This window comes from Martinezella lusitana (assembly GCF_016901135.1).
In the GTDB taxonomy this organism is placed as follows: Bacteria; Pseudomonadota; Alphaproteobacteria; order Rhizobiales; family Rhizobiaceae; genus Rhizobium; species Rhizobium lusitanum_D.
The window spans coordinates 285,812-300,363 of record NZ_JAFEVL010000048.1 but is presented as its reverse complement, the minus strand read 5'-3'; the positions used below and the strand labels follow the sequence as shown (position 1 = coordinate 300,363).

At 59.4% G+C, this 14,552-nt stretch carries 16 protein-coding genes; 6 read left to right on the top strand and 10 right to left on the bottom strand.

The annotated features are described in order from the left end of the window. Positions 1-71 precede the first annotated feature (71 nt). Together mgtE and JTP94_RS22275 are read left to right on the top strand one after the other, a co-directional pair. Complete coding sequence (gene mgtE, locus JTP94_RS22280; protein ID WP_409456628.1) at positions 72-1,472, top strand: magnesium transporter; 1,401 nt, start codon at positions 72-74, stop codon at positions 1,470-1,472. 89 nt (positions 1,473-1,561) lie between these two features. After that, positions 1,562-1,951, top strand: a complete 390-nt coding sequence (locus JTP94_RS22275) for a MerR family transcriptional regulator (RefSeq protein ID WP_034504922.1) — start codon at positions 1,562-1,564, stop codon at positions 1,949-1,951. Positions 1,952-1,977: 26 nt separating this feature from the next. On the opposite strand, the gene JTP94_RS22270 is transcribed toward JTP94_RS22275, so the two are convergent. From JTP94_RS22270 to JTP94_RS22260, 3 genes are all read right to left on the bottom strand, one after another. After that, complete coding sequence (locus JTP94_RS22270) at positions 1,978-2,451, bottom strand: isoprenylcysteine carboxylmethyltransferase family protein (RefSeq protein WP_204852629.1); 474 nt, start codon at positions 2,449-2,451, stop codon at positions 1,978-1,980. Positions 2,452-2,463: 12 nt separating this feature from the next. Then, positions 2,464-3,453, bottom strand: a complete 990-nt coding sequence (locus JTP94_RS22265; RefSeq protein WP_204852628.1) for a DUF1624 domain-containing protein — start codon at positions 3,451-3,453, stop codon at positions 2,464-2,466. 63 nt (positions 3,454-3,516) lie between these two features. Further along, positions 3,517-4,209 carry a DUF599 domain-containing protein gene (locus JTP94_RS22260; RefSeq protein WP_204852627.1) on the bottom strand — a complete coding sequence of 231 codons (693 nt, stop codon included), beginning with the start codon at positions 4,207-4,209 and terminating at the stop codon, positions 3,517-3,519. A gap of 199 nt (positions 4,210-4,408) precedes the next feature. Here JTP94_RS22260 and JTP94_RS22255 point away from each other — a divergent pair, with 199 nt between their 5' ends. Beyond that, positions 4,409-5,818, top strand: coding sequence for an L-serine ammonia-lyase (locus JTP94_RS22255; protein WP_204852626.1), 1,410 nt, complete (start codon positions 4,409-4,411; stop codon positions 5,816-5,818). 58 nt (positions 5,819-5,876) lie between these two features. Further along, positions 5,877-6,311 (top strand): DUF1489 family protein, encoded by a 435-nt coding sequence (locus JTP94_RS22250; protein WP_204852625.1) that lies wholly within the window; start codon positions 5,877-5,879, stop codon positions 6,309-6,311. A gap of 13 nt (positions 6,312-6,324) precedes the next feature. Here the strand turns inward: JTP94_RS22250 and JTP94_RS22245 are convergent, their stop codons facing one another. The 7 genes from JTP94_RS22245 to JTP94_RS22215 all read right to left on the bottom strand — a co-directional run bounded on the left by JTP94_RS22245 (position 6,325) and on the right by JTP94_RS22215 (position 12,853). Further along, on the bottom strand, positions 6,325-6,594 hold the full coding sequence (locus tag JTP94_RS22245; RefSeq protein ID WP_204852624.1) for a hypothetical protein: 270 nt from the start codon (positions 6,592-6,594) through the stop codon (positions 6,325-6,327). 130 nt (positions 6,595-6,724) lie between these two features. Beyond that, positions 6,725-8,221, bottom strand: a complete 1,497-nt coding sequence (locus JTP94_RS22240) for a serine hydrolase (RefSeq protein WP_204852623.1) — start codon at positions 8,219-8,221, stop codon at positions 6,725-6,727. Between the two features lie 117 nt (positions 8,222-8,338). Next, positions 8,339-9,109 carry a hypothetical protein gene (locus tag JTP94_RS22235; RefSeq protein WP_204852622.1) on the bottom strand — a complete coding sequence of 257 codons (771 nt, stop codon included), beginning with the start codon at positions 9,107-9,109 and terminating at the stop codon, positions 8,339-8,341. A gap of 339 nt (positions 9,110-9,448) precedes the next feature. Beyond that, positions 9,449-10,054 carry a transglutaminase-like cysteine peptidase gene (locus JTP94_RS22230; RefSeq protein ID WP_204852621.1) on the bottom strand — a complete coding sequence of 202 codons (606 nt, stop codon included), beginning with the start codon at positions 10,052-10,054 and terminating at the stop codon, positions 9,449-9,451. A 390-nt stretch (positions 10,055-10,444) separates the two neighbouring features. Further along, positions 10,445-11,431, bottom strand: coding sequence for a prolyl aminopeptidase (gene pip / locus JTP94_RS22225; RefSeq protein WP_246755183.1), 987 nt, complete (start codon positions 11,429-11,431; stop codon positions 10,445-10,447). Between the two features lie 45 nt (positions 11,432-11,476). Then, positions 11,477-12,106 carry a PilZ domain-containing protein gene (locus JTP94_RS22220; RefSeq protein WP_204852620.1) on the bottom strand — a complete coding sequence of 210 codons (630 nt, stop codon included), beginning with the start codon at positions 12,104-12,106 and terminating at the stop codon, positions 11,477-11,479. Positions 12,107-12,190: 84 nt separating this feature from the next. Then, on the bottom strand, positions 12,191-12,853 hold the full coding sequence (locus JTP94_RS22215) for a PAS domain-containing protein (protein WP_204852619.1): 663 nt from the start codon (positions 12,851-12,853) through the stop codon (positions 12,191-12,193). A gap of 318 nt (positions 12,854-13,171) precedes the next feature. Between JTP94_RS22215 and JTP94_RS22210 the strand changes: the two genes are divergently transcribed. Continuing rightward, positions 13,172-13,942: a rhomboid family intramembrane serine protease gene (locus tag JTP94_RS22210; protein ID WP_204852618.1), complete on the top strand. Its 771-nt coding sequence runs from the start codon at positions 13,172-13,174 to the stop codon at positions 13,940-13,942. Positions 13,943-14,109: 167 nt separating this feature from the next. Continuing rightward, on the top strand, positions 14,110-14,544 hold the full coding sequence (locus tag JTP94_RS22205; RefSeq protein ID WP_204852617.1) for a CBS domain-containing protein: 435 nt from the start codon (positions 14,110-14,112) through the stop codon (positions 14,542-14,544). Positions 14,545-14,552 lie beyond the last annotated feature (8 nt).

The window sequence follows — 14,552 nt, the reverse complement described above, 5'->3', positions numbered from 1 at the left end:
CATTGCGTTTTTTCCCTTCAATCTGAAGGGCGGATGCGGAGCGATCACGAATTGCAAGGTATGGGGGGCGGCTGATGACGACCGATGAAGACGAGCGCATCAGCGATGCCGATATTTACGACGAACATGGCGCGGTACGCTCGTATTTTCTGACCGAAATCAGCGATGCGCTCGATCGCAGCGATCGTTCCTTCATCGAGCGGCATGTCGTCGGACTGCATGAATCCGAACTCGGCGACCTCCTGGAAGCGTTGCCCCCGCCCAAGCGCCTGACGCTCGTGCGATTGCTCGGCAACGAATTCGACATGACGGCGCTGACGCAGGTGGATGAGGCGATCCGCATGGAGATCGTCGATCAGATGCCGAATGACCAGATCGCCGCTGGCATCGGCGAGCTGGATTCGGACGACGCCGTCTATATTCTGGAAGACCTCGATCAGGAAGACCGCGACGAGATCCTGTCGCAGCTGCCTTTTACGGAACGCGTTCGCCTGCGCCGCGCTCTCGAATATCCGGAACAATCCGCGGGCCGTCGCATGCAGACGGAGTTCATCGCCGTGCCGCCGTTCTGGACGGTCGGCCAGACGATCGACTACATGCGGGAAGGCGAGCAGCTGCCGGAAACCTTCACGCAGGTCTTCATCATCGATCCGAGCTTCAAACTGCTCGGCGGCGTCGATCTCGATCGGATTCTGCGGGCGCAGCTTGAGGCCAAGGTCGAGAGCATCATGCGCGAGACATCGTATCCGATCCCGGCCGAGATGGACCAGGAGGAGGCGGCTCAGATCTTTGAGCAATATGACCTGCTGTCGGCCGCCGTCGTCGACGAGAACCAGCGCCTTGTCGGCGTCTTGACGATCGACGACGTGGTCGACGTCATTCAGGAAGAAGCTGATGAGGACATCAAGCACCTCGGCGGCGTCGGCGACGAAGAGCTGTCTGACAATGTCATCTCCACGGTACGGTCGCGCTTCGTCTGGCTGGCCGTCAATCTGATGACGGCCATATTGGCTTCCAGCATCATCGATGTTTTCGACGGAGCGATCGAGAAGATGGTGGCGCTTGCCGTATTGATGCCGATCGTTGCCTCGATGGGCGGCAATGCCGGCACCCAGACCATGACCGTCACGGTGAGGGCGCTCGCTACCAGCGACCTCGATATCTACAATGCCTTCCGCGTCGTGCGCAGGGAGGCGAGCGTCGGCCTTTTCAACGGCATCCTGTTCGCCATCATCATGGGGGCGATCGCGGTGCTATGGTTTCATGATTTCCAGCTCGGTATCGTCGTCGGCGCGGCAATGGTCATCAATCTTGTGGCGGCCGCGCTCGGTGGTATTTTGTTGCCTCTCCTGCTGCATCGATTCGGGGCCGATCCGGCGATCGCATCGTCGGCCTTCGTGACCACCGTGACGGATTGTACCGGATATCTCGCTTTTCTAGGCCTTGCGACGTGGTGGTTTGCGCTTCACTAGGCAAAAATACGAAAATCGCTGCCCCGCGGCAAAAATTGACTATTACGTAAAAGTCAATATTATGGCGCCTGGCAGATAGGGGCGGATTCTTGGTCGACGGATATTATAGCATAACGGAGCTCACTCGGGAATTCGGGGTTTCGACCCGGACGTTGCGGTTCTATGAGGACGAGGGCCTTATTCACCCCGAGCGCAGGGGCCGCACGCGGCTGTTCCGCGCAGCCGACCGTCGTCTTATCATGGAGATTCTGCGCGGCCGCCGCATAGGCTTCACCATCGCCGAAATCCGGGAAATCATCCAGGTCTACAAGGAACCGCCGGGCGAGATCGGTCAGCTGAAGCTGCTGATGAAGCGCGTCGACGAGAAGCGCGACGAACTGCGCCAGAAGCGCAAGGATATCGATGACACGCTGAGCGAGCTCGACAATGTCGAGGAAGCCTGTCTTGGACGCCTGGCCGATATCGGTGTGGGCACCTGATTACGCCGGAACTAGCAATTCTCAGATCAAAGCCAACGACGCGTGTGCTTGCAATAGAACTCGAATTCGCAGCCGAAGCGCGAAAGAAGATGCATCTCCTCGCAGCGGATGACGAGCAGCGTGGTCAAAGCGGCTGCTGCGGCGGACATTGCTAGAAACCAGACATTGCCGATCAGCAGGCCGAGCCCGGCGGTCAGCAGCGTATAGCCGAGATAGGTCGGATTGCGGGTGAAGCGAAATGGCCCCGTCGTCACCAGATGCCTGCTGCAGCGCTGCGTCAAGACGGTCGTCCGCCTCTCCACCAGCGTCTTGACGGCCCAGACGTTCAGCGTCACCGCAATGGCGATCAGAATGGCGCCAATGCACCAGGCGACAAGTGCCCAGAAGAATGGCAGGGGCAAGGGATAATCCCGATAGAGGTACAGCGCCGCGATGACAGCAAGGCTATAGAGCAGCGGCGGCCACGGAAAACTCAGCGACTTCGAACGATAGGCATTCATCGAATAACCCTGTCATTGCGCTTCTTCCGTGCATTGTATCGCGATTCGGCTTACGCGTTCATCGCTATCTGCCTTGATCGCCCCGGAATTCAGGGGCGTGAAGAGATTTTGCGCCTGCAACTTGTCGAGCGTGCATTGGCAGAAGCTGCGGCACATGGCTTCGCTGCCCGAGCGCGTGCAGGACGCCACGCATTGCCTGATATAGCCGACCGCCGGATCCTGCTGTGGAGCCGGAGCGACCTGCGACAGAAGATAGACAAGACCGAACAGCAGCGGCTGGTGAACGAGATAGAAGATCAGGCTGTGACGGCCGGCGCGAGCGATCAGATTGCGGCCCGGGCCGAAGGTCGCCAGCCGCTCGAGCCAGCCGAAGGACATTGCCAGTTGCGCGACGCCGAGACCGAACAGAAATGGTGTCAGCCAGGGGAAGAGCGGCACATAGTCGTTCGATCGCTGAGGGGTCTCCGACAGGCCGACCCACCAGAGCCACGGCGCATCGAAGGCGGCCGAATGCAGCGAAAAGGGCGCAATGACGTTGTCGACGACAATGCCAGCCGCCAGCAAAGCGGCGATCAGCAGAGTTGCGAAAGCCGGCAGGCGCAGGAACAGCAAGCCGATGATGCTGGCAGCGGCAATCGAATGAAGGATTCCAAAATAGATCCATCCCGCGCCGATAAACCAATAGGTTACAATGGAGATCGCCGCGGCAGCAGCCACGATCATGCCGAGACGCCGCCAGTAGGAGCGGCAGCGAATCGCCGGCGTATTGGCGAGCACGAGGCTGAACCCGGCCAGGAACAGGAAGGTGCTGGCGATGGCGCGGGCGTAAAATTTCAGCCAGCCCGTTTCCGCCGTGCCGGCGTCGAGATAGCCGAAAAACTCGAAATCCCAGGTGCAATGATAGCTAGCCATCGCCAGAAGGGCGACGCCACGCGCCGTATCCAGGATGCCGATGCGGGGCGTTTTTACGGGTGCATCGGCGCTCTCGGCGATAGCGACCATTGGCGGGTCCTTCCAGGCATGAACTCAAAATCGTGTGCGCCGGTTCGAGCGGACGCGGCCTTGTCATGGCACATCGATATCCATGATGGCCAGACGGGCGTCGGAAAAAAACTGCCGACGAATGAGGACGACGATGATGAAGACGGTCGTTGCCATGAAGACATAGGGGCTGAGGAACCAGCCGAGATATCCGATCGACAGGAAGATGGCTCGTAGCCCCGCATTGAAACTGCGCGCGGCAATGATGTTCATGCGGACGACACGCTCGGCGGCGCGTTCGGCGCGCACGGGATCGAGAATGGCGTCCTCTCTCATCGGCAGGGAACCGAAGAGAATGGTGCAGTAATTGAACAGCCGATAGGCCCAGCCGAATTTGAAGAAGGCATAGCCGAACAGGCAGGCCAGCCCCGCCACCTTGATCTCGAAGGCCGCGCGGCCGCCATTGAGGATGAAAGGCAGGTCGGAGAAAAACGCGTTGACCTTGTCGGTGGCGCCGAGCAGGGCGAAACAGCTGCCGATGGCGAAGATCGAGGTCGAGGCGAAAAAGCCGGTGCCGTTCTGCAGGCCGGACAGGATTTGCGTATCGATCATCTTCAGGTCGCGGCGGAGCGAATTGTAGATCCACTCACGCCGGCGCTCGTTCATCGCCCGCGTCAGGCTGATGCGATTGAAGAAGCTGGCGCTGCTGGTGATCCAGTTCAGCGCAATCCAGAGAAAGACGAAGAGGGCGAGGGCGACATAGTCGGCAGTCGTCATAAAGGTAGATTCTCCAGATCAATCCGATTTGGACTGTAGCTCAGCTCTGGCCGGGCGCAATGGCCTTCTGTTTGCCTCGCTCGATGCCTATATGTAATGTCGCTGCCATGAAATCCGATGTCGGTCGATCGCCGTGCAAGGTTGCCCCGATAGCGTAGCCTTGACCGTAATCGATTTGCCGAGGAGGCACCAAGGGTCCATGTTTCTTTCCGTTTTCGACGTCTTCAAGATCGGTGTGGGACCGTCCAGCTCGCACACGATGGGGCCAATGTCCGCCGCGAATCGCTTCCTGGACCTGCTGCTGTCGAACGAGTGGCCGCGCCCGTCGTCGAACGTGCATGTCGCCTCGATCAAGGTCAGCCTGCATGGCTCGCTCGCCCATACCGGCATCGGCCACGGCACGGGCAGGGCCGTCATTCTCGGCCTGATGGGACAGCGGCCTGATAATGTCGATCCCGACCATATGGATGCCATCATCGATGAGGTCGAGCGCAGCGGGCGCATCACGCCGCCTGGCCATCCGGCCTATCAATTCCAGCCAAAGACCGATCTCATCTTCGACAAGAAGGTGCCGCTGCCGGGCCATGCCAACGGCATGAGCTTTTCCGCTTTGGACAAGGACGATCGCCTGCTCGTCAAACGCATCTACTATTCCGTCGGCGGCGGCTTCGTCGTCACCGACACGGAGCTGGAGCAGTTGCGCGCCGACAAGAAGAAGCCGGCCGCGGCCGGAGAGCGCATTCCGTTTCCTTTCGCCAGCGCCAAGCAGATGCTCGAGATGGCTGAGCGCTCCGGTCTTTCGATCGCGCAGATGAAGCGCGCCAATGAAGAAACGCGCATGAGCAGCGACGATCTGGATGCGGGGCTCGACCGCATCTGGGCGGCGATGAGCAGCTGCATCGATCGCGGCTTGAAGGTCGACGGCATCATGCCGGGTGGCCTGAAGGTGCGCCGCCGGGCCCGCGCCATTCATGACAAGCTGCAGGAGGAATGGCGCAGCAACCGCATCAATCCGCTGCTCGCCAACGACTGGCTGAGCGTCTATGCCATGGCCGTCAACGAGGAGAATGCAGCCGGCGGCCGCGTCGTCACCGCGCCGACCAACGGCGCCGCCGGCGTCATTCCGGCGACGATCCGCTACTACCAGCACTTCCACGAGGATTGGGACCGGGACGGTATCCATAACTACCTCCTGACGGCTGCCGCTGTCGGCGGCATCATCAAGCACAACGCCTCGATCTCCGGCGCCGAAGTCGGCTGTCAGGGCGAGGTGGGTTCGGCGGCCGCGATGGCGGCTGCGGGACTTGCCGCCGTCATGGGTGCCACGCCGGAGCAGATCGAAAATGCCGCGGAAATCGCGCTGGAGCATCATCTTGGCATGACCTGCGATCCGATCGCCGGCCTCGTCCAAGTGCCATGTATCGAGCGAAACGCACTCGGCGCCGTCAAGGCAGTCACCGCAGCTTCGCTTGCCATGAAGGGCGACGGCCAGCATTTCGTGCCGCTGGACGCCTGTATCGAAACCATGCGTCAGACCGGCTATGACATGAGCGAGAAGTACAAGGAGACCTCGATGGGCGGCCTTGCCGTGAATGTCGTCGAGTGCTGAGTGTGGATGCTTGATCTAGAGGCTTGACGCTGCCGGTCAAAAGGATTTCAACGGCGTTATGGCTTTGCATCTCATCAAATTATGCGTGGGCGCGGATTCGCTCGAGGATCTGCGCGAATGGGTTTCCGAGCGGGCGATGAACGCCATTGCCGCCGGGTTGGAGCCGCACACCACGCATACCACGCGCATGGTTCCGAAACGCATGGACGACCTGCTGGATGGAGGCTCGCTTTACTGGGTGATCAAGGGGCAGGTGCAGGCTCGACAGAAGCTGCTCGGCATCGAGACCTTCACCGATGCCGAAGGCATACAGCGTTGCCGGCTTATCCTCGATCCGAGCGTTATCGAAACGACTGGCCAGCCGCGTCGTCCCTTCCAGGGCTGGCGCTACCTGCCGCAGGAGGATGTGCCGCGTGATCTGGACAGTCTCGGCGGCGTCGCTGAGCTGCCTGCCGACTTGCGACGGGAACTTTCCGAGCTCGGTTTGTTGTAGGTATGGCGGCTGCTTAACGCAGCCGCATCATGACCGGTGATCGACCGCTCGGCGCGGTGATGTGTATGTGGATATGTGCTTCCGGCTGCGAATAGCGCCAGGCGCGCGCGCCATGGCAAAGCAGGATGCCGATCAGGTCTTTCGTCTTGTTGCGCGAGCGGCTGAGACCCAGGTCCGCCAAACGCATCGCCGCCTCATGCAACGGATGAAGAGCAAAGCTCTTCGGTTTCATCTTGCCCGCGCCATCGAGCGAGAAACCGGGAAAGTTCTCGTTCACTGCCATTTCAAGTCCCCGTACACGTTACAAACTCAGGGCCGGCCCCATGCACATCCGGGGCCAGAAGGTCAGGCATCATCAAGAGAAACCCGACCGATCTTCAAACAATGCGGCACAAAAACTTGAAGCCGCATTCCTATTCCATACTCGCCCAGCACTTTACGCCAGCTCGCTTGAGAGCCTTGCAGGCGTTGATTGCCGAGCTCTGATCATCGAAACCACCGAAGCGCGCACGATAGCCGCCATCAAAGGCGACCGTATAGGGCTTCGCCGAGCGCAATGCCTTGCCGCCCTTGCCTCTGGCTGTATCGAGGAGATCGCTGGCACCATCCTTGCTGGAGGAAATGCCGATCTGGACGACCCAGCCGGTCGGCTCGCGTTCCAACTTGCTGGCCTTTGCGACCTTCTCGGCCTTTTCCGCTCGCTGCAGCTTGACGATCCTCGTATCGTCCTTGGAGGTCGACGCCGTCGTGACGGTATCGACCTCATCCTCGTCGCCGTCATCGGAAGGCGTAACGGACGCAACCTCGTCGGAGGCGGGGCGTTGGGCCGGTTTGGCCGCGAGCAATGGATTGGTGGATTTGGGCGCTATCGCCGCAAAAGCTGCCGCGCTGGATGACTGTTGAGTATCGATGACTTCCGCGGTCTCATCGTTCTTGATCTTTGCGCGATTGATGTCCGCCATGCGGGCGCTTGCGGCCTGAACATTCGGTGTCGTAGCCGGCGTCTGCGCGATGACATTCGAAGCAATGTGCCTTGTCGATGCCTCCGGCAGATATTCGGCGATCAGCTTGCGCATCTGGTTGTCGCGGGCAGGCGTCGAGGCGCCGCCCAGGACGACGCCGACGATGGAGCGTCCGTCCACCTTCACCGATGTCGCGAGGTTGTAGCCTGCGGCGCGCGTATAGCCCGTCTTGATGCCATCGACACCCCGAACGGAGCCGATCAGATGGTTATGGCCGGGTATGACGCGATTGCCGAGCCGAAAGCTCGTCTCGGAAAAGAAACCGTAATATTGCGGAAAATGCTCACGCAGGGCGATGCCAAGACGCGCCTGATCGCGCGCCGTCGTCATCTGCGCCGTGTTCGGCAGGCCGTTGGGATTGCGATAGGTCGTGCGCGTCATGCCGAGCGCGCGCGCCTTGTCATTCATCATGCGAGCAAAATCTTCCTCCGAGCCGCCAAGCATCTCGCCGAGCGCCATTGCGGCGTCATTGGCTGATTTGGTGACGATGCCGAGGATCGCATCGCGGACAGTCACCGACCGGCCGGCGCCGACGCCGAGCTTCGTCGGAGCCTGAGCGGCGGCGTTCCTCGAAAAGACGACCGGCGTGTCCAGCGTGATCCGTCCGGCCTCGAGCGCCTCAAAGGTCAGATAGACCGTCATCATCTTGGTCAGCGAGGCAGGGTAGTGAAGCGTGTCTGCATTTTCGCTGTAAAGAACATTGCCCGTATTCGCATCGATGACGATGCCCGCATATTTCGAGCCACCGGCTGCGTTGGCATCCACGGTCACGGTGACCGTTGCTGTCGCGATCGCAAATCCAAGGAACATTCTCGCCAGAATCTTACCGGACTGAGACGACGATGCGGGAAGGTTTGATCTGGACACTAAATCACTCTCTGCTTGCATTTACATTCTCGATTATCCGGCCGCCGCCTCCAGAAACGCCCGTTGCGTTTTAGACTAGGGGCTTAGCGTTACCAATCGGTTTATGATGAACAGTTGGTTTCAGGTTTTCGCGCCATTCTAGCGACCGCCCACGGATAGAGTTCCGGCGCCCGCAACATCCTCAAGACGCGCCTTCACGAAGCTTTGGACGGCAGCATCCATGCTGTACCAGTCCCCAAGCTGGTTACTGGAAAAACGGTAGAGAACACTCAGATCCTTGCCGACCTTCACGTCCCTCTGACAATCGCCACTGGTTGCCAGGGCAGGCGAAGAGGGCAGGATGCAGCGCACGACATAATCAGGCTCGCCCGCGCGTGGCGCTGTCAGAAGCACTTCGCCGTTGTAGCCGGCGTCGGCACGCAGTCGATGCGCCGCCAGCCCATAGGGACCGGCGTAAGCGGCACCATCCACAATATGCGAGTAGATCGGCTCCAACCGGCCCGACATGTCGCGCGACATCGTGCTCTGGCTGAGCTGCAGGAAAATCAGTGAAGACGACTGGGAAATGTCGTCAAAGCGCAATCGATCGGCTTCGCTATATCCCTGCATCTGCGGCCATGTGAGGTAAAGATCGACGCGCTCGGCTGCTCCGTCCGCCCGCTCACTCGGGAAACGGATGGTGTTGGCTGCGAGGTGCAGCGTGTCCTCGCCGATCGTTACGGCAATGGGCCTAGTCTCGGTCGTATGGCCGGCCAGCGAGATTTTCTCGCCAAGCCAATGACCGCCGACGGATATGGCCACGGTGAGGGCGGCCAGGAGGGCAACGCCTGATGTAAGCCTATAGACGAGACCGCTCGAGATCAGCGGCTGTTCGTCAACCGCGGAGGCGTGTGACAGGGGAGAAGCCATGCTCTTGCCTTCATTTGCTTCCGCTCGGAAGCCATCGTCGATGGCAAAACCGGCGCGGCGCCTGACCTTTGATGAGTCTTGTCAGAAAAATGTTTGGCGCCACAGTGGTTAATGAAGGATTAAAAACACATCGGCAACCAATCTATTGTCGTGCCGGCTCGCTGAAATTATTCGCTTTCGCCTTGCAAGGGATGCGTCAATGACGAAAAGAGCCGTTCCCGGGACAGTGGGAACGGCTCAGAGGCACCGGCCTGGACAGAAATCAGGGGACAAGACCGGGCCTCTGATCGTGATCACCGGCGCTAGGTCGCCGACGATCGGGATGCGTCAAATGACGACCTACTTCAAGCTGCCGACTGCGACGGCGCGGCCGTCCTGGATCTTGACCCAGCGGGCCGGGTCGTCAGCCGACTGGCGCTTCAGGAAGGTGTATTCGGTCTCCGACCAGAGCTTCACCTTGTTGCGCATATTGTCGAGAATGAAATCGCCGCGGTCGGTGCGAACGGTCAGAACGGCATGGCCTTCGCCGTTGGGCTGCAGCACGACGGTCATCAGCAGATCGGAAGGGGAAAAGCCCGCATCGATCAGCTGCTTGCGCTTCAGCAATGCGAAATCCTCGCAGTCGCCGGCGGTGGTCGGGATCGCCCATTTTTCCTCGACGCCGTAGAGTTCCATATCGGTCATCGGCTTGATCGTCGTGTTGACGGTGTAGTTGACCTTCAGGATCGTCTTCCAGCTGTCCTGGGAGAGAAGGATCGGACCAGCGTCGCCGCCGGCATAGACGCACTCCTTCGGATTCTCCTTGCAGAACTCGTAGTGACCGATCGGGGGCGCAGCGTCACCGGTGATCGTCATATTGGCAGGTGCGGCCTGAGCGAGGCCGAAGAAGCCGAGAGTGGCGAGTGCCAATGCGGCGCAGCCGCGAAGTACGAATTGAAAGTTCATGTCCCTGTCCCTGTTCTTATTGGGGCCAGAATGACACGCATGCTTTTATCCGACGCAAAATTGCATAGTCAAATTAAGGACTTAGTTTATTCAAATCTGGAGAAAATTTTCATAAAACGAGCGGAAAACTTGAATCAAGTTTTCGGCGAATTCGATTAAAATTTGAGTGTTTTCGGTATTGGTTCGCGCTCGGAAAATCGCAGTATCGAACTGTTTTGAAATGATTTCCGGTCGGCTGGATTCTTAACAGCCAGACGTCAGTTCGGTCAAAAATAGCGCCGTGACGAGACGAAAAGCTTCCACTGGGGCGTCAACGGAATGCCCATGACAGGGGAAATCGCCTTGGACTGTCTCATTTTGGGAAAACAGGCACGAAAAAATTTTGAGCTTTTATTTTGAGCTGAGGGCACGAAGCCTAGCGGTCGCGTCGACAATGGCAGCCGCCATTTCTGCTGTCGCGGGTGAGTGGGCGGAGTTGGGAACGATGACCAGCTTTGCTGCGGGCCAAGCCTGTGACAATTCCCACGCGGTAGTAACAGGCGCCTCGAGATCCAGTCGTCCCTGGATCATCGTGCACGGGATGCCGGCAAGCCGATGGATGTCACGCAGGATCTGCCGATCCTCCAGCCAGGCCCGATGATGGAAGGAGTGCGTGATGATGCGCGCCCGCGCCGTCAGATAGCGCGGGTCGGACCAGCGCGCGGACAGGGTCGCGCGGGGGTCGACCAGGATCGAGGCCGCCTCCCATTCGTGCCAATCGCTCGCCGCTTTCGCGTGAATGGCCGGATCCGGATCGAGCAGCAGGCGATAATAAGCAGCGACCAGATCGCCGTCGCGCGCTTCCTCCGGCACCGCCGCACGAAAGCGCGACCACTCCTCGGGAAAGAAGCGACCGAGCCCACGATAGAGCCAGTCGATTTCGGATTGCCGCGTCATGGTGATGCCGACCACAAGCATGGACTCTACGCGATCCGGATGGGTCTCGGCGTAGACGAGGGCGAGCGTGCACCCCCAGGAATTGCCGAATACGATCCAGCGCTCTATGCCAAGCAGCAGTCTCAACCGCTCGATATCGGCAACCGAATGCCATGTCGTATTGGCCGATAGATCGATCTCCGGTTCGGACGCATGTGGGAGACTATTGCCGCAGCCGCGTTGGTCGAACTGAATGATCCTGTAATATTGCGGATCGAAATAGCGTCGCGTTCCCGCGGAGCTACCGGATCCGGGTCCTCCATGCAGGATGACGACAGGCATGCCCTGCGGATTGCCGGATTGCATCCAGAAGATCCGCTGGCCGTCGCCGACATCAAGCAGGCCCTGATCATATGGGATTATTTCCGGATAGAGCATCTCGTGCCGTCGCGCGTGAAACATAGACGCCGCTATTTCCGGGCGCTGCGTGACAGGAGAATGACAGTATCAGAGGAATTCGCGCAAGGTCTCGCGCGATTGCAGGGAGAGGAACTCGATCGCGACGCCCTCCATGAAGTGACGGATGACACGGCCGCGCATATTGCCAAGGCGCACCGGCATGCCGATGGTCGGGCGGATTTCGAGGTCCACGGCAGCTCCCGACAGCGAAAGATCCATGATGCGGCAGATATGGACGGTGCCATCATCCAGTGTCAGTTCGCTGGTCGTATTGCGCGGCATCAGTCGATCGTGACGACGATCTTCCGGCAGGCCGAGCTCGTGCTTGTTGGCAAGCCAGGTCAACTGCGCCGCCAGTTTCTCGCGCTTGCGCTCGGTCGCATTGATCGACATGCTGAAGCCGCGGCCGTCGATCGCAACAACATTGCCCTCGACACGGCCGAGATGATCGATGTAAGCGATGACGCGCTCAGTGGCGCGCGGGCGGCCGAGGCAGGTGACATACATGTCGCCGGGTGACATCTCCGTCACCAGGCATTCGTATTCCTCGTAATTGGCCAGCATCAGACGACCCTGCATATTGATCGGAACCCGCTGGAAGGTTCGCTGATCGTTGCGAAGGGCATTGCCTGCCATCTGATTTGACCGTGTCGCATGGACCGGCTGGAACGAATGCATGGAAAAGCTTCTCGAACCGATTGCGCCTTCTGCAATTACTAGCCGAAACTTCTTAAGGTAAGGTTGTCTTTCCTAAGGCGTAGCTTAGAGACCACGACCGAATCTGTCTCGTGGTGGATCAATCTTGCCTTGTTCGCCGTCATTCATTGCGAGATTCAACTTCCGACGTATCCATTCGCCGAGACCGCTGCTTTCCTGTACCGGCAGAAGATCGACCGGATCCGGATGGGACGGCGCATCCACGAGGCGGGCAGGGCGCTCGTAAAGCAGGCGACTGCGGTCGAGTGCCAGGAACTCCAGATGCTCGTTGCCGAGCCATGTCGAACGAGCGGTCGGCGTCAAGCATCCCAGCAACCTGTCGCAGATATCGCCGGATGTGCGCAGCGGCATCAATACCATCTCGAACGTCATGCTGCGGCCGCTGACGCTGTAGCCCGTGGCGTTGATCAAGGCGGGGACGACATGGGTCATCACGCCGGCGGCAATACGGACGGGATCATCTTGCTGGCTTCCTGCCCATAAAGCAGCAAAGTTCTCGCCGCGGATCTCGCGCCCCATGAGGCTGCAAATTGTAGTGCCGGCCAGGCGGAAGCGCGGATTGTCATCCGAAGTGTTCTCCAGGATGAACAGTTCGGGCAGGATACGGCTAACCGCCGGTGGCTGTATCAAATTGCGCAAGGGGGCATCCGCGTCGCCGCGAAGCTGCTCCCAGTAGGTAAATATTTCGATGCTCGTCTTCTGGCGCATAATGCGTCGGTGTCCCATTTCGGTTCGAATGCACGGGCGTTCATGGCCTTCACCTCATGCGTTGCGAATTTCATGCCAGATCCGGGTCGTTAGGGTTAACAACTGGTTTCATTTGCCTTTCATGGAGGCAAATGAAAGAAATTGTTCATCACTTCACGAGGTGACCTTCAGCACGAATTTCTTGGGTGCGGGACAGGCCCTTTCAGGGCCGATCCTGAAGAGAAACGCCCGATACGCCGTCCAGCATCGCTGGACGGCTTTTTTTTGATTTTCGCTGTGCTATGTGTCGGCTTCCTCTACAGAAAAGCAGAGCAAGACATGGACGATGAACAGCCGCCGCGCCAAGAACCTGAAGATCCGCGGCCGCAACAGCGCGTCCCGGCCTTCAACCTGCCTCCGGTCATTCTGGCAAGTCTGGCCGTCCTGATCATCGTCTTTGCAGTCATGAACCTGCCATGGTGGTCCGACGACACGCTGAACTGGCTCTACTTCACGTTCAGCTTCATTCCCGCCCGCTATGCGTTTCCGCTGTCGCAGCAGGGCCTGGAATGGCTCTGGACGCCCGTGACCTATTCGCTGCTGCACGGCGGCATAGAGCACATCGTCTTCAACAGCCTTTGGCTGATGGTGTTCGCGGCGCCGGTGGCGCGGCGCATCGGCGGCACGCGCTACGTGATTTTCTGGATCCTCTCGTCCGCCGCCTCCGCCTTCATGCATGCCGCTCTCTACTGGGGCGACCAGACGCTGCTGATCGGGGCATCCGGGGTCGTCTCCGCACTCATGGGAGCGGCTTGCCGCTTCGCATTTCCCGCCATGGATGGCCGTCGCCTCCCCATGCGGGAGGCGCATCTGAACCCGCGCCTCACCATTCTCGGCTCGCTGCGCAGCCGCACTGTCGTTGCCTATATCGTCATGTGGGTCGCCGGTAACGCACTCGTCGCCTTCGGCATCACGCTTGCCGGCGACAGCTCGCAGCCGGTGGCCTGGGACGCCCATATCGGCGGCTTTCTCTTCGGGTTTCTGCTCTTTTCACTGTTCGATCGGCAGCCATCTGTTGAAGTGCAGGAACCCGCGCCCTTCGATGAATGAAGCTGTTGCTTTCTTGCTTCCGCAGGCGCACCATTCCTATTCATCGGTGGAGAGGTAGAGGAGACCTTCTCTACCGGTGAGCAGAGCGCCGCTTTGAAATCCGGGGGTGATTTCGGAACATATCGGACGCTTGAGTGTTCACTATGCTTTCGAGATGGGAGGATCGAATGTCTGTTTCCGTAAAGGCCATACTTGACGCCAAAGGCCGCGATGTCGTTACCACCGGGGGTAATACGACGCTTGCCGAGGCCGCCAAGATTCTCAATGAGAATCGCATCGGTGCAATCGTCGTCATCGGCATGGGCGGCAAGATTTCCGGTATCTTTACCGAGCGTGATGTCGTCAATGCAGTTGCCAAGCATGGCTCAGAATGCCTCGACAAACCGATCGCATCGCTGATGACCGCGAAAGTGCATCGCTGCAAGGAAGACACCACGACCGACGAGCTGATGGAGCTGATGACGCAGCGTCGTTTCCGCCATGTCCCCGTCGAAGAAAAGGGTAAGCTTTCCGGCATCATCTCCATTGGTGATGTCGTAAAATGGCGCATCCGCGAGATCGAGCTCGAGGCCGAGCAGATCAAGGCCTATATCGCTGGGTGAGGGTGAGG

Coding starts and splice junctions, on each gene's coding strand:
- JTP94_RS22235 (WP_204852622.1), bottom strand. CDS start 9,109: ATGGCTTCTCCCCTGTCACACGCCTCCGCGGTTGACGAACAGCCGCTG.
- JTP94_RS22220 (WP_204852620.1), bottom strand. CDS start 12,106: ATGCATTCGTTCCAGCCGGTCCATGCGACACGGTCAAATCAGATGGCA.
- JTP94_RS22245 (WP_204852624.1), bottom strand. CDS start 6,594: ATGGCAGTGAACGAGAACTTTCCCGGTTTCTCGCTCGATGGCGCGGGC.
- pip (WP_246755183.1), bottom strand. CDS start 11,431: ATGTTTCACGCGCGACGGCACGAGATGCTCTATCCGGAAATAATCCCA.
- JTP94_RS22210 (WP_204852618.1), top strand. CDS start 13,172: ATGGACGATGAACAGCCGCCGCGCCAAGAACCTGAAGATCCGCGGCCG.
- JTP94_RS22260 (WP_204852627.1), bottom strand. CDS start 4,209: ATGACGACTGCCGACTATGTCGCCCTCGCCCTCTTCGTCTTTCTCTGG.
- JTP94_RS22265 (WP_204852628.1), bottom strand. CDS start 3,453: ATGGTCGCTATCGCCGAGAGCGCCGATGCACCCGTAAAAACGCCCCGC.
- JTP94_RS22230 (WP_204852621.1), bottom strand. CDS start 10,054: ATGAACTTTCAATTCGTACTTCGCGGCTGCGCCGCATTGGCACTCGCC.
- JTP94_RS22240 (WP_204852623.1), bottom strand. CDS start 8,221: ATGCAAGCAGAGAGTGATTTAGTGTCCAGATCAAACCTTCCCGCATCG.
- JTP94_RS22215 (WP_204852619.1), bottom strand. CDS start 12,853: ATGCGCCAGAAGACGAGCATCGAAATATTTACCTACTGGGAGCAGCTT.
- JTP94_RS22255 (WP_204852626.1), top strand. CDS start 4,409: ATGTTTCTTTCCGTTTTCGACGTCTTCAAGATCGGTGTGGGACCGTCC.
- JTP94_RS22250 (WP_204852625.1), top strand. CDS start 5,877: ATGGCTTTGCATCTCATCAAATTATGCGTGGGCGCGGATTCGCTCGAG.
- JTP94_RS22205 (WP_204852617.1), top strand. CDS start 14,110: ATGTCTGTTTCCGTAAAGGCCATACTTGACGCCAAAGGCCGCGATGTC.
- JTP94_RS22270 (WP_204852629.1), bottom strand. CDS start 2,451: ATGAATGCCTATCGTTCGAAGTCGCTGAGTTTTCCGTGGCCGCCGCTG.